Source organism: Bacillus sp. CH30_1T, assembly GCF_008364765.1.
In the GTDB taxonomy this organism is placed as follows: Bacteria; Bacillota; Bacilli; order Bacillales; family Bacillaceae_B; genus Rossellomorea.
The window spans coordinates 162660-189447 of sequence record NZ_VTUY01000002.1 but is presented as its reverse complement, the minus strand read 5'-3'; the positions used below and the strand labels follow the sequence as shown (position 1 = coordinate 189447).

Annotated in this window: 28 protein-coding genes; 12 read left to right on the top strand and 16 right to left on the bottom strand. The window is 42.6% G+C overall.

The features are described 5' to 3' along the window. Positions 1-337: 337 nt before the first annotated feature. On the top strand, positions 338-1480 hold the full coding sequence (locus tag F0342_RS04055) for a sensor histidine kinase (protein WP_149154755.1): 1143 nt from the start codon (positions 338-340) through the stop codon (positions 1478-1480). Between the two features lie 30 nt (positions 1481-1510). Continuing rightward, positions 1511-2188 carry a response regulator gene (locus tag F0342_RS04050; protein WP_149154754.1) on the top strand — a complete coding sequence of 226 codons (678 nt, stop codon included), beginning with the start codon at positions 1511-1513 and terminating at the stop codon, positions 2186-2188. Positions 2189-2581: 393 nt separating this feature from the next. Here the strand turns inward: F0342_RS04050 and F0342_RS04045 are convergent, their stop codons facing one another. Then, complete coding sequence (locus F0342_RS04045; protein WP_149154753.1) at positions 2582-4963, bottom strand: immune inhibitor A domain-containing protein; 2382 nt, start codon at positions 4961-4963, stop codon at positions 2582-2584. A gap of 314 nt (positions 4964-5277) precedes the next feature. Between F0342_RS04045 and F0342_RS04040 the strand changes: the two genes are divergently transcribed. The 3 genes from F0342_RS04040 to F0342_RS04030 are packed head-to-tail and all read left to right on the top strand — an operon-like array spanning position 5278 to position 7494. Continuing rightward, positions 5278-5823: a signal peptidase I gene (locus tag F0342_RS04040; protein WP_149154752.1), complete on the top strand. Its 546-nt coding sequence runs from the start codon at positions 5278-5280 to the stop codon at positions 5821-5823. A gap of 60 nt (positions 5824-5883) precedes the next feature. Continuing rightward, positions 5884-6606 (top strand): hypothetical protein, encoded by a 723-nt coding sequence (locus tag F0342_RS04035; protein WP_149154751.1) that lies wholly within the window; start codon positions 5884-5886, stop codon positions 6604-6606. Positions 6607-6666: 60 nt separating this feature from the next. Further along, the gene (locus tag F0342_RS04030; RefSeq protein ID WP_149154750.1) at positions 6667-7494 is read left to right on the top strand and encodes a hypothetical protein; all 828 of its coding nucleotides are present in this window, start codon (positions 6667-6669) and stop codon (positions 7492-7494) included. A 538-nt stretch (positions 7495-8032) separates the two neighbouring features. Here the strand turns inward: F0342_RS04030 and treR are convergent. Further along, on the bottom strand, positions 8033-8755 hold the full coding sequence (gene treR, locus F0342_RS04025; protein ID WP_149154749.1) for a trehalose operon repressor: 723 nt from the start codon (positions 8753-8755) through the stop codon (positions 8033-8035). 117 nt (positions 8756-8872) lie between these two features. On the opposite strand from treR, the gene F0342_RS04020 reads away from it, so the two are divergent. Beyond that, positions 8873-9478: a Cif family virulence factor gene (locus tag F0342_RS04020; protein WP_149154748.1), complete on the top strand. Its 606-nt coding sequence runs from the start codon at positions 8873-8875 to the stop codon at positions 9476-9478. A gap of 134 nt (positions 9479-9612) precedes the next feature. Here the strand turns inward: F0342_RS04020 and F0342_RS04015 are convergent, their stop codons facing one another. From F0342_RS04015 to treP, 9 genes are all read right to left on the bottom strand, one after another. Beyond that, positions 9613-9861, bottom strand: coding sequence for a hypothetical protein (locus tag F0342_RS04015; RefSeq protein ID WP_149154747.1), 249 nt, complete (start codon positions 9859-9861; stop codon positions 9613-9615). Between the two features lie 11 nt (positions 9862-9872). Further along, positions 9873-10277, bottom strand: a complete 405-nt coding sequence (locus F0342_RS04010) for a DUF4176 domain-containing protein (protein WP_149154746.1) — start codon at positions 10275-10277, stop codon at positions 9873-9875. Next, complete coding sequence (locus tag F0342_RS04005) at positions 10252-10560, bottom strand: DUF4176 domain-containing protein (RefSeq protein WP_149154745.1); 309 nt, start codon at positions 10558-10560, stop codon at positions 10252-10254. Before F0342_RS04005 ends, F0342_RS04010 begins: the two co-directional genes overlap by 26 nt. Then, positions 10553-10798: a hypothetical protein gene (locus tag F0342_RS04000; RefSeq protein WP_148996430.1), complete on the bottom strand. Its 246-nt coding sequence runs from the start codon at positions 10796-10798 to the stop codon at positions 10553-10555. Before F0342_RS04000 ends, F0342_RS04005 begins: the two co-directional genes overlap by 8 nt. 33 nt (positions 10799-10831) lie before the next feature. Beyond that, a complete protein-coding gene (locus tag F0342_RS03995; protein WP_149154744.1) occupies positions 10832-12295 on the bottom strand; it encodes a ribonuclease YeeF family protein in 1464 nt (487 codons plus the stop codon). 16 nt (positions 12296-12311) lie between these two features. After that, positions 12312-12590, bottom strand: coding sequence for a DUF5344 family protein (locus tag F0342_RS03990; protein ID WP_149154743.1), 279 nt, complete (start codon positions 12588-12590; stop codon positions 12312-12314). After that, complete coding sequence (locus tag F0342_RS03985; RefSeq protein ID WP_188048400.1) at positions 12587-12952, bottom strand: YwqH-like family protein; 366 nt, start codon at positions 12950-12952, stop codon at positions 12587-12589. The genes F0342_RS03990 and F0342_RS03985 overlap by 4 nt, the downstream gene beginning before the upstream one ends. A gap of 234 nt (positions 12953-13186) precedes the next feature. After that, positions 13187-14872 (bottom strand): alpha,alpha-phosphotrehalase, encoded by a 1686-nt coding sequence (treC, locus tag F0342_RS03980; protein WP_149154741.1) that lies wholly within the window; start codon positions 14870-14872, stop codon positions 13187-13189. 335 nt (positions 14873-15207) lie between these two features. Then, on the bottom strand, positions 15208-16626 hold the full coding sequence (gene treP / locus F0342_RS03975) for a PTS system trehalose-specific EIIBC component (protein ID WP_149154740.1): 1419 nt from the start codon (positions 16624-16626) through the stop codon (positions 15208-15210). 486 nt (positions 16627-17112) lie between these two features. On the opposite strand from treP, the gene F0342_RS03970 reads away from it, so the two are divergent. Continuing rightward, a complete protein-coding gene (locus F0342_RS03970; RefSeq protein ID WP_149154739.1) occupies positions 17113-18039 on the top strand; it encodes a C40 family peptidase in 927 nt (308 codons plus the stop codon). A gap of 374 nt (positions 18040-18413) precedes the next feature. Next, positions 18414-19370, top strand: coding sequence for a nuclease-related domain-containing protein (locus F0342_RS03965; protein WP_188048399.1), 957 nt, complete (start codon positions 18414-18416; stop codon positions 19368-19370). 43 nt (positions 19371-19413) lie between these two features. On the opposite strand, the gene F0342_RS03960 is transcribed toward F0342_RS03965, so the two are convergent. Continuing rightward, positions 19414-20580 carry a 3-phenylpropionate MFS transporter gene (locus F0342_RS03960; RefSeq protein ID WP_149154737.1) on the bottom strand — a complete coding sequence of 389 codons (1167 nt, stop codon included), beginning with the start codon at positions 20578-20580 and terminating at the stop codon, positions 19414-19416. A gap of 232 nt (positions 20581-20812) precedes the next feature. Here F0342_RS03960 and F0342_RS03955 point away from each other — a divergent pair, with 232 nt between their 5' ends. Next, on the top strand, positions 20813-21361 hold the full coding sequence (locus F0342_RS03955; RefSeq protein ID WP_149154736.1) for a DUF6241 domain-containing protein: 549 nt from the start codon (positions 20813-20815) through the stop codon (positions 21359-21361). Positions 21362-21404: 43 nt separating this feature from the next. On the opposite strand, the gene tagU is transcribed toward F0342_RS03955, so the two are convergent. From tagU to F0342_RS03940, 4 genes are all read right to left on the bottom strand, one after another. Next, a complete protein-coding gene (tagU, locus tag F0342_RS03950; RefSeq protein WP_149154735.1) occupies positions 21405-22340 on the bottom strand; it encodes a polyisoprenyl-teichoic acid--peptidoglycan teichoic acid transferase TagU in 936 nt (311 codons plus the stop codon). A gap of 87 nt (positions 22341-22427) precedes the next feature. Next, the gene (locus tag F0342_RS24680) at positions 22428-22604 is read right to left on the bottom strand and encodes a hypothetical protein (protein ID WP_188048398.1); all 177 of its coding nucleotides are present in this window, start codon (positions 22602-22604) and stop codon (positions 22428-22430) included. A gap of 398 nt (positions 22605-23002) precedes the next feature. Beyond that, complete coding sequence (locus F0342_RS03945; RefSeq protein WP_149154734.1) at positions 23003-23293, bottom strand: hypothetical protein; 291 nt, start codon at positions 23291-23293, stop codon at positions 23003-23005. A gap of 30 nt (positions 23294-23323) precedes the next feature. Beyond that, positions 23324-24103: an SGNH/GDSL hydrolase family protein gene (locus tag F0342_RS03940; protein ID WP_149154733.1), complete on the bottom strand. Its 780-nt coding sequence runs from the start codon at positions 24101-24103 to the stop codon at positions 23324-23326. A 203-nt stretch (positions 24104-24306) separates the two neighbouring features. Here F0342_RS03940 and F0342_RS03935 point away from each other — a divergent pair, with 203 nt between their 5' ends. The 3 genes from F0342_RS03935 (at position 24307) to F0342_RS03925 (ending at position 26637) form a co-directional block, all read left to right on the top strand. Continuing rightward, a complete protein-coding gene (locus tag F0342_RS03935) occupies positions 24307-25053 on the top strand; it encodes a YveK family protein (protein ID WP_149154732.1) in 747 nt (248 codons plus the stop codon). Positions 25054-25078: 25 nt separating this feature from the next. Next, complete coding sequence (locus F0342_RS03930; protein ID WP_149154975.1) at positions 25079-25750, top strand: CpsD/CapB family tyrosine-protein kinase; 672 nt, start codon at positions 25079-25081, stop codon at positions 25748-25750. A gap of 119 nt (positions 25751-25869) precedes the next feature. Continuing rightward, the gene (locus F0342_RS03925) at positions 25870-26637 is read left to right on the top strand and encodes a tyrosine-protein phosphatase (protein WP_149154731.1); all 768 of its coding nucleotides are present in this window, start codon (positions 25870-25872) and stop codon (positions 26635-26637) included. Positions 26638-26788: the final 151 nt, after the last annotated feature.

The following is a 26788-nucleotide window of genomic DNA, read 5'->3' as shown; positions in this document are numbered from 1 at the left end:
AATGGACGCTGATAGTAATACTTCAGTTGTTCCCAAAGCTCTGAAAGGGAAGCCGAATGGTCTAGATAATTCCCATTCATTCTCTTATGTTCCCGGAGCGAATGATCCCTTGGTAGAGGTATTACATAGGAATATGCCTAGATGAATAAAGGAGTTTTGTAATTTTACATGGAATTGATAATAGGTAAGGTTTTATAGGTGGGAGCCTAGGTCTTAGGTTACATTGGAAAGACTGAGGCATCAGCTGAAAAATGCCGATTATTGCTATGTAAGTATAGTTTTATATGAAGCTTTATTCTAGGTTGACTACTATTGTGGAACAAAAGAGGGGTGTACCGTGTCACTTAAAAAAATAGACACCAAGATGTTAGATAGCATCCTGAAAAAGATGGTCGATACGGTTGACGAGAGTAAGGATGAAATCTTTCAGATTGGCGAGCAATGTCGAACTGATTATGAAGATTTGATGAAAGAACTGCTGGAAGTGAAAGAAATGGTTTTGAAAGTGATTGATGAAGGAGATCACCTCCAACAGAAATCGAAGTTTGCCCGACTCAGACTTTCTGAAGTAAGCAAGCATTTTCAAACCTATTCAGAAGATCAGGTAAGAGAAGCGTATGAGAAGGCTCATGACCTGCAAATGAAGCTATCCATGAATAGACAGCAAGAAAAGCAATTGAGAGACCGTCGGGATGAACTGGAAAGACGGTTACACGCACTCGGGGACACGATTGAACGGGCAGAAAATCTTTGCTCGCAAATATCCGTCGTTCTCAATTATTTAAATAGTGACTTAAGGCAAGTGAATGAGGCACTGGAGGACGCGAAACAGCGTCAGGATTTCGGTCTTCAAATCATCGAGGCACAAGAGGACGAGCGAAAACGCTTATCCCGTGAGATTCATGATGGTCCTGCGCAAATGATGGCCAACGTCTTAATTCGTTCCGATTTAATCGAGCGGGTTTTTCGTGAAAAAAGCACAGACGATGCCATCCATGAAATACGCGACCTCAAACGGATGGTCCGCTCAGCCCTATATGAGGTCAGGCGCATCATTTACGACCTCAGACCCATGGCACTTGATGACCTGGGGTTAATTCCGACCCTCAAAAAATACTTGAGTACAATCGAAGAGTATAACCAGGAGACCTCCATTCAGTTTGTGAATATGGGACTCGATATCAGACTTCCTTCAAAATTCGAAGTCGCTCTGTTCCGATTAGTACAAGAAAGTGTTCAGAACGCACTTAAGCACGCTGAAGCGACACATATTCAAGTTAAAGTAGAAGTAAAGAAAGACCAAATAACAGTTGTTGTAAAAGACAACGGCAATGGATTCGACAAAGACAAACAAAAAACAGGATCCTTTGGCATCATGGGGATGAAAGAACGTGTCGACCTTCTTGAAGGAGACATCACGATTGACTCAAAAGTAGGAACAGGAACGGTGATACTGATCCAGGTTCCACTTAATAAGTAAATTTTTCCAAGGTTTAGGGAGGCGAAAGACATGGCAACAAATATTGTTATCATTGATGATCATCAGCTTTTCAGAGAGGGAGTAAAACGAATCCTTGAGTTCGAACCTTCTTTCAACGTATTAGCAGAAGGCGATGACGGTTCAGAAGCCATGAACCTAGTTGAAACACACGAACCAGATGTTGTCCTGATGGATATCAATATGCCTGAAACAAACGGCGTAGAAGCAACGCGTGAGCTGATGGACAGATACCCGGATACAAAAGTCATCATCCTATCCATCCACGATGATGAAAACTATGTAAACCATGCGTTGAAAACAGGAGCACTGGGTTACCTATTAAAAGAGATGGATTCAGACGCCCTTGTTGACGCCGTGAAAATCGTCGCAGACGGCGGCTCTTACGTTCATCCGAAGGTAACTCATAACCTGGTAGCAGAATACAAGCGCCTGGCAAACGCCCAAAACTCAGGTGGATTCCAACAATCCGAAGTTCGCCGCCCGCTTCACCTATTAACGCGCCGCGAGTGTGAAGTACTGCAGATGCTTGCAGACGGTAAGAGCAACCGCGGAATCGGTGAAGGCCTATACATCAGCGAAAAAACCGTTAAAAACCATGTAAGTAATATTTTACAGAAAATGAATGTGAACGACCGTACTCAAGCAGTGGTAACTGCGATCAAGAACGGTTGGGTGGAAGTACGATAAGTACCGGTTAGCTAAAAAGAGTATTGTTAATTTGTTGTTAAGAGAGCGGTCCTTCTTTTAGAAGGACCGTTCTTTTTTGGTTTTAGATAGTTGTGAGGGGTTTATTGAGTCTATGGGCCGGTTCAGGGGATGGAAATTTGTAACTCTAACAGGCTTCTAGGCACAATCAAGCAGGTTTGACTAAAATCGTGCGGGAAATCAGATAATCGTGCGAGAATTGAGTTTTTCAAGCAGGAATAGGAAAAATCATGCCGCGCTTGAAATCTAGTAAATATCGAGAAGAGGAGGGAGGTTATCCAACGGGTAGTATAGGTGACACTTCTGTAAAAAATCCCTTGACCAAGGGATCGAAATCCAAACCTTGGTCAAGGGATATACGAGTAATCTACTATTCTATCTTGATAAAGTGATCGAACCGACAGATTTGTCCTTAGCTTGATCATTCACCAGTACCTTTAACCCGTAATGACTGATATTACGTCCTGCATCTGGTAGATAGGAGTTATTGTAATCCTTCCTATCATTAAATAAAGGAATTCCACGTTGACTTGCAAGTGTCAGGGTTTGATCAGGATAGACCAGGTTCAATCCAGAAGTTGGCATGAAGTTGAACGCTGCATCTGCTACATGGTAACGAGTCGAGGCTTCTACACCTGTGCTCCATAATAGATTGGTATCATCATGTGCATCTACTACCCCTAAGAAACCGTCCCCAGGATGGAGACCCGTCCAGTTATCTGTAAAGGTGTCATCTACATACCAAACGACCAGACCACCATCATAGCTCATCAAAGAATTACCACGTGCGATATTGGCGAGACCTTCATCTACACCTTGATGGTTGCGCCATTCCAATAAGTAATAATGATCAACATATTTATTACCGTCAAAACGTTCAAATCCATTTAACGTGAAAGGAGTCGTTGTACTTTCAGCTCCATCTTCTACTACTGTTTCTCCATCTGCCACGACCTTAATATTATCAGTAAAGAAACCTGTGAGTGTTGTACCCCAGTCTGTTGCATAACGGAATCTCAGCTGAATTTCTTGTCCTGCATATTCAGATAAATCGAATGATTGGGGCTCCCAGCCATCTGATGTTCCTGTGAAACCAGGCATAGAATCCAATATAGTAGGATACCCCTCAGCTACCACATCATCACGTGTGTTTTCATTACCTAATGATTTCCAGCTTTCCCCATCATCAGTGGATACTTGCACAAATCCGAAATCCCATTGTGCTTCAATATCATACCAGGCGTCAAACGTCAGCTCAGCAGAAGACTTGCCTGTTAAGTCAACATCCGTCACCATATTCGTGTCCATTTCATCTGCTTGTCCGCCCCAATACTCATGGCTTCCGGAAGCAGGAGTATTCACGGCTGTCTTCTTCTCAGGCAGGTTTACTTGAATCGCCTGATGGTTTTGGCCGTTAGGAGAATTTGCCTGATCGAGCAAGTAATTCGTGCCTTTTTTCTTAATATCTTCAAAGTCAATGACTAAAGGTTGTGTCCAATTTCCACCCAAAGTGGATTGTAAGTAGGACTTTGCCCAAGGAGAAAAGCCTGTTGGTTCTGTCCCGGGAATCTTACCTGCCCACGAACCTGCAGACATGATAGACCAATACCCAACGGCATCCCCCGCTCCAGAATAAATCGTATCGTATTCATCCGGTAATCCTAAGTCATGACCATATTCATGAGCGAATACGCCAGTAGCCCCATCTTCCGGCATCATCGTATAATCATAGAATCCAGGAAGACCGTTTCCAAGTCCATCATTGTCAACGAAGACAGCGGAACGGTGAGACCAGATGGCATCATCAAATAAAGAACCGCCTCCAGCTTCCTGACCCATACCTGCATGAATGATCTGTAAGTGGTCAACTAATCCATCCGGCTCCCAATAGTTCCCGTCACCATCTAAATCGTGCGGATCTTCTAAGTCATAATCCTCAAGGGGAATTCCTGCCGCAATCGCTGCAGCATAAGTATCTTTAACTAATTGCTTAGAGCCACCAGGAGTCACATTGTCATGTCCTCCTGAAGCTTGGTCTGCTCCATAATATTTCGCTGTCCCAGGAACCTTAAGCCATCCGTAAGCATTCCCTTCGATGGTATAAGTTCCGCCTGATTGTTCTTCATAGTACTGCTTTTGAGAAACGAAATTCTCACCATTAGGGCCGGTAACGCCGTCGTCTCCAAAGATCATCTCTTCGAAGTGCTCCTTGTTGTAATCCTCATAGTAGTTATCCGTTTCATTCGGTTTGATATTGTTATGTTCGAAATCCGAGTATTCGACCATAAGAGTGAGAAGCTTTCCTTTTTTGGCCACACCTGGTGAAGGAGATTCACTCACGGGATCCGGGTGCTTCTTGCTTCCTTGTAATTTACCGCTGTTTTTCTTTGTAGCGTCTTTGAACTTCTGGTGCTTTTCAGATTCTGCTGCCTTTGCCTTAGGAGCGATAGGATCTTTTACGTTAGCATCTTCCACTTTCTTCCCTTTTAATTCAATATACTTTTCCAACTCTTTTTGCTTGGTAGCATCAGAAGCTTTCGATGATATCTTCCCTTGCTTGATCAATGAGGCTAATAATCTCTCATCATTGATCAAAGCAGCATCCAACGTTCCGATAAAATGTGAATGTGAATCCGATTCTTTTACATGGCTTTCTGTCACTACACTTGCCGCAACAGATGAACTTACCGGAATACCGGCAAATAAAGTTCCTGCCATCACAACTGAAGTGATACCTGTTTTGAATAACTTGTTCATGCGAAACCCCCTAATTGTTTTTTGGTACATTACCATATTATTCTATTAAAATTCACAATGGTAGAAGAGTTGCTCATCAAATTACGACATATTGAGGGGATGCTTTTCCATGGTGCAGATCCATTCTCGAACACATTTGGGAGCTCCAAACCTTATCATGGCTTGCTTTTTACCTAAGGACATTTTGGGAGAAACCTTAGAAAATTTTGTCGTTTTTTAACGAACGTTTTTGTTCGTTATAAAGTTGACACTTTTATCCAAGTCTAGTAAATTTGTGAATACAGGCGATAACTACAATAGGAGGATGTGATGAATTGAAAAGAAAAATGTTGAAAATATTCACTTATCTCCTGTCGATATCTGCTCTATGCTGCATTGTATTTCTCTTATTCGTCTCCTATCAAGCGCAGAAGGAGCCTACTAAGATACCATCGTTTTTTGGGTACAAGCCATTAACGGTCCTGACAAATAGTATGGAACCCAAAATCAGTGCGGGTGACATGATTTTTGTAAAAGAGACAAATGCCGTCGAAGTCAATAAGAACGAAATCATCACCTTTCATACGGCGGATCAAAAGGTTGTGACCCACCGTGTGGTTCAGGTAACCCCGGAAGGTTTTCTGACAAAGGGTGACAATAACAATGTAGAAGACAGCTGGAAGGTGCAGCCGGATAAGTTAATCGGGGAAGTCGCCGTCATTCTGCCGAATGCAGGATTCGTGGCAAAATTCATTTCCAGTAAGCTTGGGTTTTCTCTGTTTGTTCTCTTGCCATTTCTTCTATTTATTCTGATTGAAGTATTTGAACGGACGAACAGATATTTTAATAGAAAAGAAGATACTGTCTCTACAAAGGTATAATCGTACCCGGTTTTAATGAAAGAAAAAAATATAACAAACTTTGAGGAGGAATTTTTCACTATGAAATCAGTTAAAAAAGCATTATTGGCAACATCTTTGGCAGGAGCGCTAGTTGTAAGTGCAGGATATGGTACATATTCTTGGTTCACGTCCAGTACATCAGCAGTGGGGACCATCGATACAGGAAATCTATCTGTAAATAACGGGGAAGCCATTTCAACACCATTATTCACAGGGGCAAAGTTTGCACCATCTCAAGTGGTTTATGGAGATTTTGTTACTTTGGAAAATACTGGTGATTTGAAACAAAATTTAAAATTAACCTATACGGGTTCAGTGGATAAAGCTTCGGCAGATCCATACAAAATCTACTATATGGCCTTCAAATATAAAGCGAAGCCTGATATGGACGAAATGAACGATTGGAGAATGCAATGGGAAAAAGGCTTCTTTAATGGGAACCACAATCCACAAATGAGCATGGCTAAATCTGCGGTTGCTTCATTGCCTAAAGGAGTAGAGGTCATTACCGGGGAAGCGACAGTGGAGGAAGCGCAAGCCATGTCGGCTCTTGCAAAATCTTCTTCAGGTGGAGAGAAAACCTTTAAATTTGGGAAAGACGAGTTCTTTACACTGGAAGAGGATGAATACATCACAATGGCGTTCGATGTGAAACTTGACCAAAGCGCAGGGAATGAGTATCAAGGAGCAAAATATAGTGGTAATCTAATGGTACAGGCTAAGCAGACAGACCAGGGGGCAAAGTTCGAAAACAAGAAATAAGGTACAGAAAGATGGGGCAGTCGCTCACAGGCTGCCTATCTCTATTGAAAGGAGAATCTAATGAAACCGCTACATAATGGACTAAAAGGGAATGGGTCCCTTATAACGATGTGCACCTTCCTTATCCTTTCCTCCATCTATTTAATTTCAACTGCCTTTACTACTTTACCAGGAACATATGCGTGGTTTACCTCGGAAACGAGTGCATCGGGCACCATTCAAAATGCCACAACAGAGGACTTGCTGCAGATTCAAGCTTCAGAAATACAGTATGGAAGCAATTGCTCTATAGAGAATACTTTAACGGTAAAAAACATTTCTGATATGAGTACGAAGGTAACCATATCTCTCCAATTCGGCAGCGGAGAAGAACTGCTCACAAGTCAAAAACTGAAACCGGGAGAATCCTTAAACACTGCCCCCGATGCCATCACGGACATGACAGGGGGGTGTGAGGCAACCTCCTTAACCTATCACATCCAGGGATTTATCAACTATGTCGATGAAACCTATAGCGTAGCGGTGGATTCAAACGAATTGAAAGAAACGATTGTGCCGGAATCGGTTGAAAGTAAAGTGGAAGAAAAGCCAAAGGTGGAAGATGAAGCAAATGTAGATGATCAGGAAAAGGCTGAACCTGAGGAGGAAGAGGCTGAAAGCCGGGAAGAAACTCCTGTAAAGGTTGAAGATGAAGAAGTGGAGCCGCCTGTTGTTGAGGATCCGGAACCGGAGGAGAAGACGGAAGACAAACCTCAAGTAGAAGAAGAGGATGTAAGTAGTAGTGAGCCGCCCGATGAAAATGTAATAGATGAAGTCCCGCAAGAGAAGCAAGTTGAAGAAGAGGAAGAAGAAAAGTCGGAGCAAGCCAACAGCATAGCTGGTGAATAACATGTATAGATTAGTCCGGGCATTTTACTGACGGACTGATCTTATTTTATGTCCATTTATTTTCCGGTCATTGTATTTTTTTCGCAGTGCGCTGAAGGAGTCCGGACCGGTTTTCAACTGCTAGTTTTCGTTAAATGGCTTATAAAATTGATGGAGGGTTTGATTATTGAAGGCTCCCTTCTCGGTAATCAGGCAGATTGTCCGTTACTCATTTAGTTTTTCCATCCCTTTTCGAATGAAATTCTGTTTTAGATTGTCGGTTTTAGCTGGAGTGTAGTCTTGGATGTGGATTGAGGGCCGTATTTGAAGAGGGACTCCCTTACTTGGAGCTCCTTCGCGGGAGAATCAAGCGGGATTTGAGATGATCGTGCGGGTTATGAATTTTTCATGCGGGATTTTGATTAATCATGCGAGGTTTCAAATAATCGTGCCAAGGTGTCGAAATTTCTTTACCCATTCATGTCACCCTAAAAATGTTGTACCCCCGGCATGCACTTTTAATAAAAAATCCACTCCCCAACCAGGAAGTGGACCCATTCTAATGCTTTCTCCGTGCAAAATCAACAAACCGAAACATATCCAACCTATGTCTCGATTCCGTATACTCAAACAATGTCGCATCCTTCAAATGGACAAAGTTCTTCACGACCACCACATGATCATATTTATCTAAATCAAGATACTTCCGGTCCTCATCCGTACACTCTTCCACAACAATCTCTTTTTTGGCAAAATCGATTGGTAGTTCCAGTTCACCCTCCAGATATTCATAAATCGAGTTCTCGCATATTTCTTTCGTCAATAAAGGGACTTGTTCCTTTAAAAAATAGGATTTGTCCAAAATAATTCTCTCCCCGCTGATCTGACGGGAGCGAACGACTTTCCAGACTTCAGAGCTTGCAGAAGTCTCGAGCTGTGAAGCAATCTGGTCATCGGCACGCATCAATCCAAACTCGTGCACGGACGTCTCAATCTGATCCCGGCCCATTGAAGTCTGCAGCTCTTTAAAGCTCACAAGCCCCGAAATCGGAAAGCTCATCCGCGACACATCGAGTACGAGGGACCCTTTCCCACGCAGTTTTTGAATAAATCCTTTTTGTGCCAATAATGTAAGCGCTTTACGAATAGTCTCACGTGAAGTGGCGTAGATCGCCGTGAGCTCGTTTTCCGATGGCAGAATTGAATTGGCTGTATAGGTACCATCCTGTATTTTTTCAGAGAGATCCTCGAAGATTTGTTTGTATTTATTGCTTTTCGTCATAATATCACCTGCTATTATTTTACCATAATAATAGGAAGAAATGAGATTGAACTTGAGTGTTGTGAATATTTTCAATAGAATGGAGATAGCGCAAATTTTAGAAAAGGGTGAAGAGCATTGTTGAAACAGCATTGGAAGAAAGTCATGTTGGGAATTGGCATGAGTACGTTACTATTGGGTGCTTGTGGTGCAGACGAAGAGAAGAAAGAAGAGAATACAAACAGTACGGAAGAGGTAAAGCCTAGTGAAGACCCGGCAACAGACGAAGCGGCATCTCTGAATCAAATGACTCAGATCGTTGAGGATGCGAGCGAGCTGAAAGAAGCAGAGGGTATCCCGGAAGAAGAGAAAACGGCAATCAACGAAGCCTTTGATCAATATATCAATGCCTTTAACGAAGAAGACTTCGAATCATACATGAGTGTCATCTCCAAGACACCGGTGAATTTCGAATACGCGGACGAAGAGCGCTATGTCAAACAGATCTTTGATTCAGTGGATTCAAAGCGTACGGTGGAAAACGTAAAGATCATCAATTACGCTGCCGGTAAAAAAGCAGACGTTTATGCAGAAATTGAAGCGACAACAAAGGACCCGAACAGCGATAAGGAAGTGACGCGTTCAGGGAAGCAGGTAACCGTCTTCCATAAGAAAGAAGATGGATGGAAGGTTGCGGCGATTTTCTTCCTGGCTAGTGAAGGGGAAGAGGAAGCAACGGAATAAGATGAAAGGCTGCCTTAGAGCGCAGCCTTTTTTCATTTCAATCGTTGATAACGGTTGAATAGTTCATCAAGCTCTGACTAGCTTTTTTATCCTACAGTTGGAATAAATGTTAACTAATTTATGTATAAGGATTACTATTGTATACGCTGATCTGAATCTTTCTTGAAAAATTTTGACCGCACCAAGAGTAAAACGATAGCAAAACTATAATTGACAACGGCAATGATCGCAAATGCTGGAAACTGATCAGGCATAGGATTGCCTGAAAGGAGGGCAGGACTGATGATCGCCAGTGGTAGTGTCCCGCTGATGAAGCCCATAATGGCAAATACAAGCAGTCCGATTCGGACGATTTTCCTAAGGGATGGATTGTCTGTGAACATCGATAAACCTCCTAGTAAGTGTTATCCTCGCGATCGGCTTCTTCACGAATTTTTTTATCTTCATCCGTTACATAGCCGTTATGTAGAACGTCTTCGATTAAATTACGGTTGAAAAATACGTTATAGTCGGGCGAAATATTTCCTTCCGGATAAGGGACGCCGATATAGTCGAACTGCTTATTTGTGCTGTTTTGAATTTGATTATACCCATAGATCATGACGCTTTTTTCAACCTGTTTCAGCTTTACTACGGTTCCGATAGGAAGGAGCTTTGCAGGATCAAGTTCATCTTCCTGAACCTTCTCTTCTTTAGTTTCCTCAGGTTGATTACTTTGAGTCTGGCTGCAGCCAATTAAAGAAAATACCAGTACAAATAAAATAAAAAGATATTTAGTCCTCACGATGATTGTTCTCATTTCTTTGGTTTTTTTGTATTTCTGCTTCTACTTTTTCTCTCATTAATTCTTCGGCAGGTGAAACTAACCCTGGATGCATGATATCTTCAATCAACTCACGATTGAAGAAGACATTGAATTCGTCTGTCAGGTTTCCTTCCGGATAAGGAACGGCTATATAATCGTAAATATTGTTTGTTTTCTTTTGTATCTGATGTCTTCCATAGATCATGACCGGCTTCTCTACTTTTTTTAATTTGACGACGGTTCCGATCGGTAGAAGGGTGGGAGTTGAATTATTCATTAGCAATGACCTCTTTCTTGAAGAATTTTGATCGAATCACTAGAGCCGCCACACAAGTCCCATATATGAATAAAGCCATCATGGACAGAGGTAGGCTTACATTTGAGAGTTGATCTTTCGGAATCACCCATAGGAGCAAAACGGAAAACATAATGGTTCCGCTTAACCCTATAAAAATAGCATAAAATAATAATGCGAAGCGTACTGCTTTCTTAACGTTTTTTTTGTTTGTATTCATGAACTAAATATCACCCGTTTTTCTTGATTTTCCTTACTCGTCTTCCTTATCTTCCTCGAATCCGCCCTTTACTCCGACACCGATACCCAAGGCAGCGTATATGCTGGTCTCTAAACCTACGGAAGCACTGGCTCCTGCACTGCCGAGGGAAAGGTCGACACCTACGTAAGGATCATACTCAAACCCAAACCACTTCTCCAAGGGTTCATACCCGAAGAAATTTAGAGGCTCGAGCTTTAGTTCGACTTTTGCTGCACTCACTTCGGCCCCGGCACTGGCAGTATAATTCTCATAATTGACCTTGGCCTCACCCTGGCCAAAGCTTATATCCCCTCCAAGTGGTGAATTGTCATGTGAAAAACTGGACTTTGAGATACCTGCCTCTGTTTTGAAGCCTATTTGTTGTCCCATAAGGACAGATTTACCAAAAGCTAATGGAGTATATGGCATTGCAGCACCCATATCAGTATAAAGGACCTTTTGATTGACAAATTCGGGAACATCATCCATATATTTCGTGTCCACCATGGAAGCAAATAGTTTGGCTTCACTGGTTCCTTCTTTCAAATCAGCAGAAAATAACGCCCCTGCATTTCCAACCCCATCGGATCCCATCATATCTTCATGTGGCTTCCCATAGCTGACAGTGGTGCTCGGCGGTCGAGGGCAGAAACCGTATTGGGTCTGGGCAGTTCCGTTACCAGCTACGGCTAAGTCGTTATTATAAGAGGTTTGATTGGTTTGGAGCATCAAAAGCTGTTCCAGTGATCCATACTCACCAGGAATCGTAAACATTGATAATAATAGATTACGAGAATTCAATCTTTCCTCCAGTGTATTCATAAATGGATGACGGTGAAATGATTGATCGAGCTCAGTGCCCGAGTATTCCGACACGCTGAGTTTTCCGCCTTTAAACATTCCCTGTATATCATAAATATAACGTTTCATCAGCTGAATGTCATGGTCCACTGTATCCAGGGCTTTTGTTTGGTCAGCGTCAAAAGAGGTTAAGTGTTCAATGGTTTGAGTGATTTCCTGATGAGCCCTCTTCGTATCACCCAGGAATCGCTGGTCCTGAATGTGGGGGACATGGACAATATCACTAATGGAGTTCAAAGTTTCATTTGTTTCATCCACGAGGTCACAAGTGACGGTTTCGGATTTATTCAACCCATCGGTTAACTCTCCATCCAAAAAACTTTGACGAATCAACCCATTGGAATCAGACTCCAGTTCAATGGAAGCTCCTTTAAGGCTTGAAAGGGTCCTCTCATAGTTTTGAAGGGAAAGGGAGTAAAAGGTCAGGAAGGGGATGTGCATATCCTGATAAAACGAACGGATGGCTTCCCCGCCTTTTCCGCTGAATGACTCATGCAATCCAGTAAAGGTACCGACAGCCCGCCGGAGTTGATCGAGTTGTTTCTTCTGTGCTTCCAGTTTATTTAACAAATCTTCAATACCGCTATGTAGCGATTGGTTATCAAGCATTTTCATGGTCCGGTTTCTCCCCCTAGCGTGACATGATGGAAGCCGAGATCGTGTGATCCACTTCTATAAAGTCTTCAATGGCCTTGCTTGCAGATTGATTGTTTTCGATTAATACGCTTTTATATACATTTGCCACTTCCTCGAACAGATGACTTAATTCATTCAATCTCCTGACAACGTCCAGTTGGTTGGAGGAGGCGATATCTTTGGCGAGTGACGTTTCAAATGATTCAGAGGCAGCTTGTATGTCAGCCAGTGCTTCATTGATATCGGAGAACCGCAGCTTAATATCCTGACTCACATTCCTTCCTCCCTTATAAGTTCCCTCTCGATGCGCTCTTGTTCGTTTGCGATACTTATTTCCAGTGATTGAATCTGTGACCGAATCGAGGAAATTTTATCTTCTATGCTCATGATGGCGGTGTCCATCTGGGTTTGAGACATATCTTTATAAGATAATATGACATCTTCGCGGACTTCGATAAACTTTCTGGCTAATGTCCCCTGCCAAGTGGAAGAAGTGAGTTCGGGATGAGTAATGCTCGTTTGATGCCGGAGAAATTCTCCCTGGAGCTGATTGACGGAAGAATAAGCATTCTTTAGTCGGATAAGTTGTTCTTTTTTTTCGTGAAGTTGTGAAGTTAAATAGGATAAATAGGACACGTCTTTCATCCCCTTATATATTCATTTTTTGTATATTCGGTAAGGCATACGTAGTATATGGTATCAAATGGAAGAGGTCGGGATAAATGGGTAATTTATCCTGAAAGAATTCATGTGAAAAGAGTGAGCCTTTTTGCATACTATATACCCATAATATGGTTGTTTACACCTATTTTTTTAAAAATTATTTTGTAGCATTAGAAAAAGGCATTGTCGGAACAATGCCTTTTATCTTTACTTTTTAAAATGAAACACAACAGACTCATAAGGACGTAACGTTATGTTCTTATAAACACTCGCCGTGTCCTCGTAGATAGACAACAACACTTCGCTTGACCAGCCTTCAACATCGACCTCATCAGGAAGAGTGAATTCCGTTTCATGTCCATAGAAGTTGTTCACCACAAGCAACTTTTCACCTTCACCGTTACGGACATATGCGAAAATTTCTCGGTGATCTTCTAAAATCAATTGATAGTCACCATCCACGATAATGTCGTATTCTTTGCGAAGGCGATTCAGTTTCTGATAGTGATAGAAGACTGAATTTTCGTCTTGTAAGGCTTGTTCTGCATTGATTTCTGTATAATTCTTCGCCACAGGAATCCAAGGAGTGCCACTTGTAAATCCGGCATTTTCTTCACCATTCCACTGCACAGGCGTTCTTGAGTTATCACGTGACTTGTGACGCAGGATCTCTAAAATCTCTTCTTCAGATTTACCTTGCTCTTTTAATATATTGAAGATGTTGATGGACTCAACATCACGGTATTCATCGATGCTTGTAAACTTAGGATTTGTCATCCCGAACTCTTCACCTTGATAAATATAAGGGGTACCCTGCATCATATGAATCGTCGTTGCGAGCATCTTCGCCGATTCGTTATGGTACTCACCGTCATTGCCGTAGCGGGATACGATTCGAGGCTGGTCATGGTTACACCAGAATAGGGCGTTCCAGCCGCCGCCTTCATGCATTTCACGCTGCCAGGTAGACAGGATTTCCTTCAGCTTCAGAAAATCAAAGTCAGCGACTGACCATTTCTCCCCGTTAGGATAATCCACCTTCAAATGATGGAAGTTGAACGTCATGCTGAGCTCGTTACGATCAGGGCGTGAGTATTTGATACAATGATCGATCGTTGTGGAAGACATTTCTCCAACGGTCATGATGTCGTATTGAGAGAAGACTTCCTTGTTCATTTCCTGCATATAGTCATGGACCTTGGGACCGTCAGTGTAAAACTTGCGTCCATCTCCAGGTGCGACCGAACCATCATCATCAGGGAAGTCTTGATCCTTGGAGATAAGATTGATCACATCCAGGCGGAAGCCGTCGACGCCTTTTTTCAGCCAGAAGTGCATCATGTCATAAAGCTTCCGGCGGACTTCATCGCTCTCCCAGTTCAAGTCAGCCTGGGTCACGTCAAAGAGGTGAAGGTAGTACTGACCCGTTTCCTCATCATACTGCCAAGCGTTTCCGCCGAACTTGGACTGCCAGTTTGTCGGCTCGGAACCATCCGGCTTACCGTCTTTCCAAATATAGAAATCCCGGTACTCGTTATCCTTCGACTTACGAGACTCAATGAACCACTGATTTTCCGTGGATGTATGGTTGATCACGATATCCATGATGATCTTGATTCCACGCTGGTGTGCCTGTTCCAGTAGTTCATCGAAATCTTCCATCGTCCCGTACTCATCGTGGATATTGAAATAATCGCTAATGTCGTAACCATTGTCGCGTTGAGGACTTTTGTAAATAGGCGTCAGCCACACCACATCAATCCCAAGCTCCTTCAAATAATCCATCTTCGCCGTAATTCCCTTAATATCTCCCACGCCATTCCCCGACGTATCATAAAAACTCTTCGGATAAATCTGATACACAACCGACTTCTTCCACCAAGGCTGCTTCATATCTTATACACCATCCTAGATTTAATTTTGAGGGACGGACCTCAACCCTTTTCGCTTATACACAATCATGGCCGTCAAACATGATTCTTCTGCGATTTTTCTTATCTTAAGGTCCATATTGAGGGACGGACCTCCAACACATATTCCTCTAATTTTTACCCAATGGGACTGAACACTCTGCACTACTACAAGCTTTTCGAAGGTCCGTCCCTAAATAAAAGGGAGACAACCATCCATTACACAGAACCTGAACAGGCTTGTGGCTAGAATTGATTTGTCCCCCTTATTTTAACTTGTATATACAAGTTGTTACAACTGTTTTCTCTATCTATTTATTAGGCAGCTTCGTTTTTGCTGAATTTTGACCATACCATGGTTAGTACGAATGGTACGACGATGGCGATGACCATTCCGATGGCGAATGGTACCCAGTATTCTGATTTGATGGACAGGATACCAGGCAGTCCTCCGACACCGATGGAGAATGCTTTCGTGCTTGTCATTGCCAACAAGACCCCTCCGATAGCAGAACCAATCAATGCCGAGATGAACGGATATTTATAGCGTAAGTTAACTCCGAACATAGCCGGTTCTGTGATACCGAGATAAGCGGATAGGGCAGACGTACCAGCCAACCCGCGAAGCTTTTCGTTTTCTTTCTTCGCCACAAACATCATGGCAAGGGCTGCAGAACCTTGAGCGATATTCGATAGTGCCAGGATCGGCCATAAGAATGTTCCGCCTGCGTTCGATACTAGCTGTAAATCTACTGCCAGGAACGTATGGTGCATACCCGTGATCACCATCACTGCGTACAATCCACCATATAGCAGTCCACCTAACCAGGATACATGATCGAACACCCAGACAACACCATCTGTCAGCATGTTTCCAAGGAAGAATGTCACAGGTCCGATCAGGATGAATGATGCGAACCCAGTGATCAGTAAGGCCACTGGAGCAACGACTAACAATTTAATCGAGTCATGAACCCGTTTATCCAGGAACTTTTCAATTTTCGCTAATAATAAGGAAGCAAATAAGATCGGTAACACTTGTCCTTGATAGCCAATTTTGTCGACTTCCAGACCAAACAGATTCCATGTTGGAATTTCTTCAGCTTTACCATAAGACCAAGCATTAAGTAAATCCGGATGTACAAGCATAAGACCTAATACAATACCGAGCAGCGGGCTACCGCCAAACCGTTTGACCGCCGACCAACCAATCAGTCCCGGTAAGAACACGAAGGCGGTATTCGCGATTAAATTTATGATGTTCGTCAGATCCGCCCATTGCGGGTACACATCAATGACCGATGTATCTTTATCAAAGAAAATCCCCGGTCCGGTCAAAATATTATTCAGACCCATTAACAAACCGGCTGTTACGATCGCAGGAAGAATCGGAATGAAAATATCCGCTAACACCTTGATCGCACGCTGCAATGGATTCAGGTTTTGAGTAGCGGCATCCTTGACATCCTGCTTGGAAGCCTGCTCAATTCCCGTTTCCTCTGCTAACATTTGATACGCTTTATTGACAAGACCTTGTCCGATGACAACTTGGAACTGACCGTTGGAAGAGAACGAACCCTTCACGAGATCAATGGCCTCTAATCTTTCCTTATCAACTTTTTTCTCATCATTCAATACTAATCGAAGACGAGTCACACAATGAGTGGCCGTGCGGATATTATCCTTGCCGCCAATCGCTTCAATAATTTCCAGAACGTCTTCACGTTTCACGCTCATGATAATCCCTCCCTTAGTTATGGTTCATGGCAATTCCCGAATAATGTCGAAAGTTGTCTTGAACCCGCTTTCATTTCTATTAATGGAATTCCCCTTAATAGTGTGTGGAAAACGCTTCTCTCTATGCTTTCGTAAAAAACATCCGATAAAACGAAACGCTTTCATTTAAAAGGAATCTTGTTGTATATACAAGATATAGTTTTATTGTAATCCTGTATATACAAGTTGTCAATGAAAAAGTATAGCGTTTACATAAGTAGACTATCTGTAAAAATCTCTGTCGAAAAAAATAGCTTAACAAATATACATTGAATTACTCCTATTAAAAGTGATGCTGGAAATTAAACCATAATGTACCAAACGTTATTATACTGGGGTTTCTTCCTTAATTTTCTTCAGATAAGAAAATAAGCCTATTAAAATATGAATCTCCTTCGTACATAATGGGAAAGCATGAAAATTTTACACAATGAAGGAGAAATTTGTTTGAAAAAGACAATTATTGCTGTAACAACTGCTGCACTAGTCTCGTCATTTGCTGCCAATTCAACGGAAGCGGCTTCATACCGCGTACAATCGGGAGATTCCCTTTCGGTGATTGCTTATAAATATGATACATCTGTTTCTAACTTGAAAAATTGGAATAACCTAAGTTCAGATATGATTTATGTCAATCAGGTCCTTGAGGTATCCGCTCCAACAAGCACTTCCACCTCTGCCAAAACATATACAGTACAATCAGGCGACTACTTATCAAAAATCGGCTCGAAATTTGATGTATATGTAGCTGAATTAAAAAAATGGAACAACCTAAAGAGTGATGTGATCTATCCGGGTCAGAAATTAATCGTTTCCTCTACAGGGACAAGCCCAACGCCAACTCCACCGTCAGGGTCTAGCTCATACACAGTCCAATCAGGGGATACATTATCTCATATCGCTTCACGCTATAATGTAACAGTTTCCCAGATTAAATCGTGGAATGGATTAAGCTCAGACATGATTTATGTAGGACAGAAGCTTTCTATTTCTGGTACCACTGGTGGAAGTGAAGCACCGTCTTCAAATGTAGTGGACATCGCGAAGAAATACGTTGGAGCGCCATACGCATGGGGAGGAACATCACCTTCAGGATTCGATTGCAGCGGCTTCATTTATTACGTATTCAACCAGGCCGGACAATCGATTGCACGTACGAACACAGAAGGCTACTACAGCAAATCATCCTTTGTTTCGAACCCGAAAGCAGGGGATCTGGTATTCTTCGAGAATACGTATAAAGCCGGCATCAGCCACATGGGAATCTATGTTGGAAACGGCGAATTCATCCACGCATCTGATAGCGGGGTTGTGGTTTCAAAATTGAGTAATACGTATTGGAATCCTAAGTTTGTAGGATATAAGAGATTCTAAGTTTGATAGGAACGTCCTGCCTGTAAGGGGTGGGGCGTTTTGTTTTTTGGTTCGTCAAGTAAAGAAAATTCGACACCGTGGCACGATTATTTGGAAAGCCGCATGATTAATCAAAGTGTGGCATGATAATCTCGAATGCCGCATGATAGTCGTGATTTCCGCACGATTATTGCTAAAACCCGCATGATTTTCTCGCGAAGAATCGTAACAGAAAGGAATTCACTCCCTCATCCGGCATGAAGCCCAGAAAATGAACTCTATCCCAGCTAAAACAGACAATCCAAAACAAAATTTCATCAAAAAGCAGGATTTTTAGCCAAAAAGCAGAACTATTCTATAAACCAATCCCCAAAGGAGTGACCCCCAATTTGAATGTGAAAAAACGAACCCCTCCCATCAAACTCCTCCAAACAGAAGCCTTACTTCATAGGCTGAACCCGCTTGAACACCCGAAGAGACCCCTCATTGAACAGGATCTTAAAAAACGAAAAGCCGGATACAATGGTGAGAAGACGGTGGATTATCATTTAAGTTTCCTGACGGATAAGAAATATATGATTTTAAACGATCTCAGACTGCCACTCGCTCCGGATTATTTTCAGATTGATAGTCTTCTGGTCACGCCCTATTACGCCCTCCCGATTGAAATTAAAAATATAGCCGGGATCCTGACCATTGATCCTGAATTCAATCAGCTATCCAAGCTGTTGGGTGGAATTGAAACTGGCTATCCTGATCCCATCACCCAGGCTAACCGCCAGAAACTATTTCTCCAAAGATGGTTCTACAATAATAAGTTGCCGTGTCCACCGATAGAATTCCTCGTGGCCATTAGTAATCCGGCCACCATACTCAAAATGGCACCCGGTCACAAACGGATCCCGCCATACGACAAAATGATCCATGCCCAAACTATCGTGAGTGAAATCAGTAAGATGAACACGCAATACACACGTGAAGTCATCGATCTCAAAAAAGTGAAGAGACTCCTCCTGAACCAGCATCAATCAGCATACTCATCGATCCTTCCCACCTACCAGCTGACGGAGTCCGATCTCATCAAAGGTGTCCAATGCCAAAAGTGCACCCAGATCATGATAAGAAAAATAGGAACCTGGCTCTGTCCAGGGTGCTGCCACTTATCTAAAACGGCTCACCTCCAAGCCATCGAAGACTACTTTCTCCTCATCAAACCCTCTATCACCAATCAGGAACTGAGAAATTTTCTTCATTTGCCTTCAGCCAAAACGGCAGCGGAAATTCTGAAATCACTAAACGTAAAAAAAACCGGTTCCACAAGGGGAGCGGTTTACACAAAGGTCTTCCAATAAAAAAACCGCCCGGAATCCACATCCCGAACGGTCCACAAACACTCTATTTATAATCAAGCACACCATCCGCCCCACGATCATACTTCCAATACATCCACCCGCCAAGAACCACGCAAGGAAGAACCACAACAGCCATTCCCAGAAACGAAGCACCCGGGGACAAATCATACAAGAATCCACCGATAAACGTCAGAATCGCGGTACTCAATCCCATACCCAACGAAGTATACACTCCCTGGGCAGCAGGGATGTCTTTACTCTCCAATTCTTCATAAATTAATCGCATAAATGCGTAATGGGTTAATCCGAAGGTTAGTGAGTGAAAGATTTGGGTAAAGATGAACACAGGGGTGCTGGGGAATAGGAACAACAAAGTCCAACGCGTCACAGCAGCCCCTGCTGCTATTATAAACATGACAGAAATACTTTTCCCTTTTAAGAGTCGATCTGAAATCGCGAAGAACAGAATTTCAGATAGCACGGCAATATTTAAAATCACACCGATATAAACGGCGCTGACATCTAATTCTTTCAAATAAAGGACACCATAATTATAGTAAGAAGCATGTGCTCCCTGAATTAACACGACAATCACCATTGCCCAGACAAACTTACGGGACTTCAACAAACCCCGATAAGAAAGCTTTTCCTGCCTCCGGGTCCCACTCATAGACTGGGGTAACTTCGCAAGAGATGAGAGCAATATCACCAAAATCCCACCGAACAACAGATAAATCACAGCTCCCTCGGTAAAAATGGAAGTCAAAAATCCAACGGCAAGCAAAGCAACCGTATACCCAATCGATCCCCACGAACGGCTCCGTCCATAATCGATACCATCTTTCTTCATCATGACAACCGCCATGCTCTCAACCATGGGAAGCAGCATCGGATACACCAGGCTGAATAACACCATACACACCAAAATCATCCCGAAAGAATTCATAGGCAGGAACATTAGCAATGAAGCACCGGAAATCAATACAAGCCATCTTGATAAACGACCCAACGAAACCGTCTGACTCAACTTCGGAAATAAGAAAAAGCTCGAAAACGACCGCGCAATCATTCCAACCGCAATCACCGTACTTGCAGCCGATATGGAAAAGTCCTTGCTTTCCACCAGCCACGCTGTCCAATAAGGGATGAAAATTCCCCATGTGAAAAAAATCGCAAAGAATTGAACGGACAACCACGTCTGATTCTTCAAATCTATCAAAACTCCCTTTATGTAGATTGGAAATCATTTTACAAACATTAAATCATTATACGGAAGTAAGTCGGATATGACAACCAACGTAGCGACTATCTTTCATTATATGGTAAGATAAGGATTCTATTTTAAAATACTAGAAGGACTAATAGCCCAACACATAGAAGATTACTACATACAGAAAATAGTGGAAGTATAGCTTCAGCGCATACGAGGGGGAGACAAGGCCATGAGTAAAAAGGTAGTCGGTATCATCATAGGGAGTGTACTCCTGTTAACGGCTTTAGGTGTTTATATAGCTGTCGGGAGTTTGGATATGAACAGGGCAGGAAATGACGGGACCCGGACAGCTGATGGGAACGCGGAACAAGCGGCTGGGGTAGAGATGAATGACGATGGAGAGGCCAAGAAAGTGAGCAAGGGTGGTAATCCATTTGGTGAGGAAGTGAAGACCCCGTTAAGTGAAAATCTTATGCAACAGTACATACATGCCATGAGTCATCAAAAGGTAGCGGCAAAGGAGAAGTGGTCATTCTTCGAAATCACCGATGAACGGATTGATTATTTGCTGAATCAATTAGAAATCAACAAATATAAACATGAGGGAACATACAAGGATATCTTGACGAGCTGGAAAGAAGGGGATTTCTCTGATGCAGTCAGTGATCACAATAAGGTTTGGAGAATCCAGGAGGGAACGATAGGGAAAGCGACTGGATTACTATCGTCTAAAGAAGAAGAGGCCTACGTCAATAAACAAAAAAGAGAAAAGAGATAAAGAAAAAAGCTAAGGAGCCATCGCATCCTTAGCTTTTTCCTATTTATATTTCCAGGTGTTCCTGAAGAGTACCCTGAATCTCGCTCAATTCTTCATCAGGGATCACATAATAATAAATCCCGTCAATCTTCGTACCGGAACCTGTTTTGATCTGGATCTGTTCAATATCCTTAGAGGCAGATTTGTAATGCTTCTGGATATCGACCATTTCTTGAAACTTCAAGTTCGTTTTCACGTTGTTTCCTAAGGCATCGAAGATATTATCGAAATTCCATAGGCTTGATACGCTGGCACCTTCACGAATGACGCCCTGGATGACTTCGCGCTGTCTCAGCTGACGACCGAAATCGCCGCGGGGATCTTCGTATCTCATACGGGAGAAGGCAAGTGCTTCCTTCCCGCTCAACGTTAACTTTCCTTCTTCAAAGGAATAGCCGCCGTAACTGAAGTTCAGATCATTGTTCACCGTCACGCCGCCTACAGCATTGACGATATCTTCAAAGCCTTCCATGTTGATCTGGGCATAGTAGTCGATGGGAATATCGAGTAATTCCTCTACTGTGTCCATGGCCATCTCGACACCGCCGAATGCATAGGCGTGGTTGATTTTATCCCGTGTCCCATGTCCGACAATGTCTGTCAATGTATCACGTGGGATCGAGATCATCTTCACGGATTTCGTATCAGGGTTCACCGTCAGTACGATCATGGAATCCGATCGGCCTTTGTCGTTTTCCCGCTCGTCCACCCCTAGTAAGAGGACGGAGAAAGGTTCTTTATCTTTAAATGTCACTTCTTTCGAACGTTTAGAAGACACCTCCCGTTCGATCGGGCTGTGCATCGTTTCGACCGCGCTGTTTAAAGAATGATAGATGCTATAAGCGTAAGCACCGCCACCAAGCAGCATCAGCAGAAAGAGAATGCCTACGACCTTTAACCATTTGCGTTTTTTACTTCGTTTATGTTTATCTACTCTCATTAATTTGTACCCTCACCTTTTTCGCAACCTAATGATTACCATATCAGATTAAGAGGAAAATTGATAGAATTTTTTACTGTCAAAATGTCATTTTTCCTGATCAAGGTCATGGTCGAGAAAGGATGATTTTCTCTCATCCTTTATATGTAATTGTTTCTTCATATCTGTTAATTCCCTTATGATCAGCTGGGTGTTGAACCAGGCCGCAAAAGAAAAGAGGACAGCAATAATAAGAGCGATGGAGATAAATAGGGTATAAGACATTGGGTTCACCTCGATTAAGTAGTCCTTATCTATTCCTCATCCTGGGCTTTAATACCTGTCTGGAAATTTAAAAATAAAAGACGCTGGGACAAAACTAAAAAACCACGGTAAAAAGACGAACAATAGAAGTTTGGGTTCTTAATACCGCTTATGATTTCCGTGCAAGACTACGCTTTCCGCGGGTAGCCCGTGAGCCTCCTCGGCAAGCCTGCGGGGTCTCACATAAGCTACTCTTCCCGCAGGAGTCTTCGTCTTGCACTCCAATCAACCGCTGGAAACAGCTAAAATCAAATGTTCAGAATATAAATAATAAACCCGAAGAAATCTGCCTACTAGGAAGCAGATTTCTTCGAGTTTCACTTAGACTAAAACACTTTTGTCCCAGCCTCTTTCTTAAACTAATCAATCCGTTTTAATTCCTCTGTATGAAAATCCACAGTGTATTTCTCTCTGACGTTGATTTCACCATTTACTTCTTCGTACACCCTGATGTAATACTTGGTTCCCTCTTCCTTATAGAAGTCGATGGTATATATCTGTTTGTCTTCTTCGCTAAGTTCGTTATACACCAGAACTTCCGCATCATCCCGGGATAGAATATCTCCGGCATTATCACTCCGTGTTCCATCACTATCCGAACAACCTGTAATAAGGAAGGTTAAAATCAACGGCCCTATGAACTTCTTCAACGGCATGTCACCCTCTTTACAAATAAGTGATCATTCTTCGTCAGCAATAAAGTATTCTAGAAGATACTTCGCCCACACTTCATGACCTTCCTCATTCGGTGTTTCCTGTGACTCCACTAAATAAGCAGACAAGGCATCCTCCTCAGGCCAAGCTGTCCAATGGTCCAGGTAGGGGATGTTCTGGTCTTCGGCAAAGGCCTTTAATTCTTCGATTTGCTTCGGATAGTAGGTGGCTCCGACGATCGGGTGTGTTGGTTGAAGCACCAGGACAGCTTCTTCATTCTGCTCATTCAATTTTCTCTTGAAGATTTGGATGCTTTCGTGATTGTTCTTGGAACCAACCAGGTTTGAGTTGTCGCTGAGGGCGAATGGTTCGAGTAGGACAAGGTCCGGGTCGGTGCTCAGTACTTCATCTGCATCCTCTCCGTTCACAAACTCGATCGAAGTGGTATCGTATGCATAGATTTCCACTTCCAGTTTTCCATCAAAGGCATTTTCGAGTTCGTCTTTCACTTGCTCCCCCCAACCGTTTTCACCTTCGCCAAGCGCAGTCGAACCGACAAGGGCCAGTCGATAAGGAGTCCCTTCCTTAAGAGCTTTTTGGAACGAAGCCTTGGCTTGTTCCGGCCAATTCTCTATGAGCGTTTCATAGTCGGCAGTTTCCGATACTTCTTCGGTATCGGTTCCTTCCACATTCGCTGAATGGTTTTCAGGTGCAGAGGGGGAAGTTCTTTCCTCCCAGTACTGATTCCCGTAAAAGAGTACTGCGGCACACCCGATGGCTAAGATTATCAATGAAAAGGTTTTCATACTTATTGCCCCCTTTTATTATGAAAAAGAGTAAAGAAATCATTTCCAATTCCCTATTTTCCCTTTTCAATTAGCAAAATTTGTAGTTTAATAGATAAGTATGGAAATCTTGCATTTTTATTAAAATTATGACAACAAACGACTGAAAATACAACAGGATCTGAAATTATTTTACATATTTTTTCTATTATTAGGAGGAAGTTATGGAAGAAACAATCAGTTTGCGCGAGTTGATGGAGACGTTACGAAAGCGCATGAGTTTAATTATTTTAATTACCCTGACAGCGATCTTGGTGAGTGGAGCGGTCAGTTTTTTTCTTTTGACGCCGATTTATCAATCATCGACTCAGTTGCTGGTCAACCAAGCGAAATCGGAACAGCCTGCATACAATCCAGGTGAAATCCAAACGAATCTGCAGTTGATTAATACATATAATGTCATCATTAAAAGTCCAGCGATTCTTGAAAAAGTTGCTTCCGATTTAAACCTGGATTTGAACGCATCTCAATTGAATCAAAAAATCACAGTAGGCAGTGAAGCGGAATCTCAGGTAATCAACCTTTCCGTTACAGATACGGACCCGCAAACTGCGGCGGATATTGCCAACAAGACAGCGGAAGTCTTTCAAACTGAAATCACAAAGATTATGAATGTAGATAACGTAAGCATCCTGGCAAAAGCCGAAGTTGGGGAAAAACAATCCCCAATCAAACCAAAACCACTGCTGAACATCGCGATTGCTGCAGTGGTCGGATTGATGATCGGAGTGGGCATTGCCTTCTTACTTGAATTCCTCGACAATACGATCAAAACGGAACAAGAAGTGGAAAAGTTATTAGGGCTTCCTGTATTAGGTTCGATTGCAAGAATAGAAGATCAGAAGGAAGAGAGGAAAGGAAACAGCCGTTCCGATCGACCATCACGTGAAAGAGGTGAGAGAGTTGGGTAAAGCGAAGAAATTACAGAAGCTCATGATGAAGACGAAGCGTAAGTTGATTACGATTACGGCCCCTAAGTCTCCCATTTCCGAGCAGTATAAAACGATTCGTACGAATATCAACTTCTCATCGGTAGACCGGGAAATGCGTTCGATCATGGTCACTTCATCCGGACCGGGGGAAGGGAAATCCACGACAGCGGCAAACATGGCCGTCGTGTTTGCGCAGCAAGGAAAGAATGTCCTACTTGTGGATGCGGATATGCGTAAACCGACCGCTCATTATACGTTTAATGTACAGAATACGTTCGGATTGACGACAGTGTTAACAAGACAGAAAACGTTAAGAGATGTCATCCACCCAACGGAAGTGGATCATCTGGATCTATTGACATGCGGACCGGTACCACCAAATCCGGCTGAATTATTAAGTTCACGTTCCATGGAAGAATTCCTTGTTGACGTCTATGCAGATTACGATATGGTGATTTTTGATACGCCGCCAATCCTGGCCGTAACCGACGCCCAAGTATTGGCAAACCAATGTCACGGGACGATCCTGGTCGTTAGTTCAGGTACAACGGAAATTGAAAGTGGACAAAAAGCGAAAGAGCTCCTTCAAACGGCAAAAGGAAAGCTGCTGGGTGTCATCCTGAACAATCGTGAGATCAAAGATACAAACTATTATTACTATTATGGTAAAAGATAACAATGAAATAGTGACCATTCGACAAATTTCACCCATTTACAAAAATACCTAGTGTAGTAAAATAATAGATGTTGAGATAAGTCGAAAGAACTAATAAGTGTGAAGAGAGGGGGATGACGATGATTGATATCCATAGTCATATCTTACCTGGTGTGGACGACGGAGCACGAACCATGCAGGATAGTGTCGATATGGCCAAGCAGGCGGTGTCGGAAGGTATCCATACGATCATCGCGACTCCTCATCATATGAACGGCAAGTACGAGAATGAGAAAGTGGATATTCTCCATAAAGTAGATGAACTGAATGATCACTTGCAACAAGAGAATATTAATTTAACCGTACTGCCAGGTCAGGAATGCAGAATTTACGGAGAGATGATTGAAGACTACCATAGTGGAAAGCTTTTACCATTAAACCGAGTTTCCCCATACATATTTGTTGAATTCCCTTCGAGTTCAGTACCGAGATATACAGACAGACTATTCTACGAGTTGCAAAATGAAGGGATGATCCCCATCATCGTTCATCCCGAACGAAACGCAGAACTAATCGAACGGCCGGATAAGCTATACAACCTGGTCAAAAACGGCGCTGCAACTCAACTGACAGCATCCAGTCTGACAGGCTATTTCGGCAAGAATATCCAGAAATTTTCACAGCAACTAATAGAAGCCAATCTGACACACTTCATCGCGTCAGACGCACACAATATACATAATCGCTCTTTCAAAATGGAAGAAGCCATGGATACCCTAGAGAAAAAGTATGGAATAGACATGATCTATTACTTTACAGAAAATGCAGAACTGCTGATTGAAGGAAAGAATATCTATAAAGAGATACCAGAGAAGATAAAAAAGAGAAAATTCCTGGGCATCTTTTAATGATAGAAGAATAGAATCAATAAGGTCCTAAGGTGCTATTGTCGTTGGTAAATTAGAGATAGAACGTTGCACAATACCAACAGTAGAATTTTGGGAATGTCTCCTTACCGTTATCAATGGAGGCACTCGGTCACACCGTGGGTAAAGACTA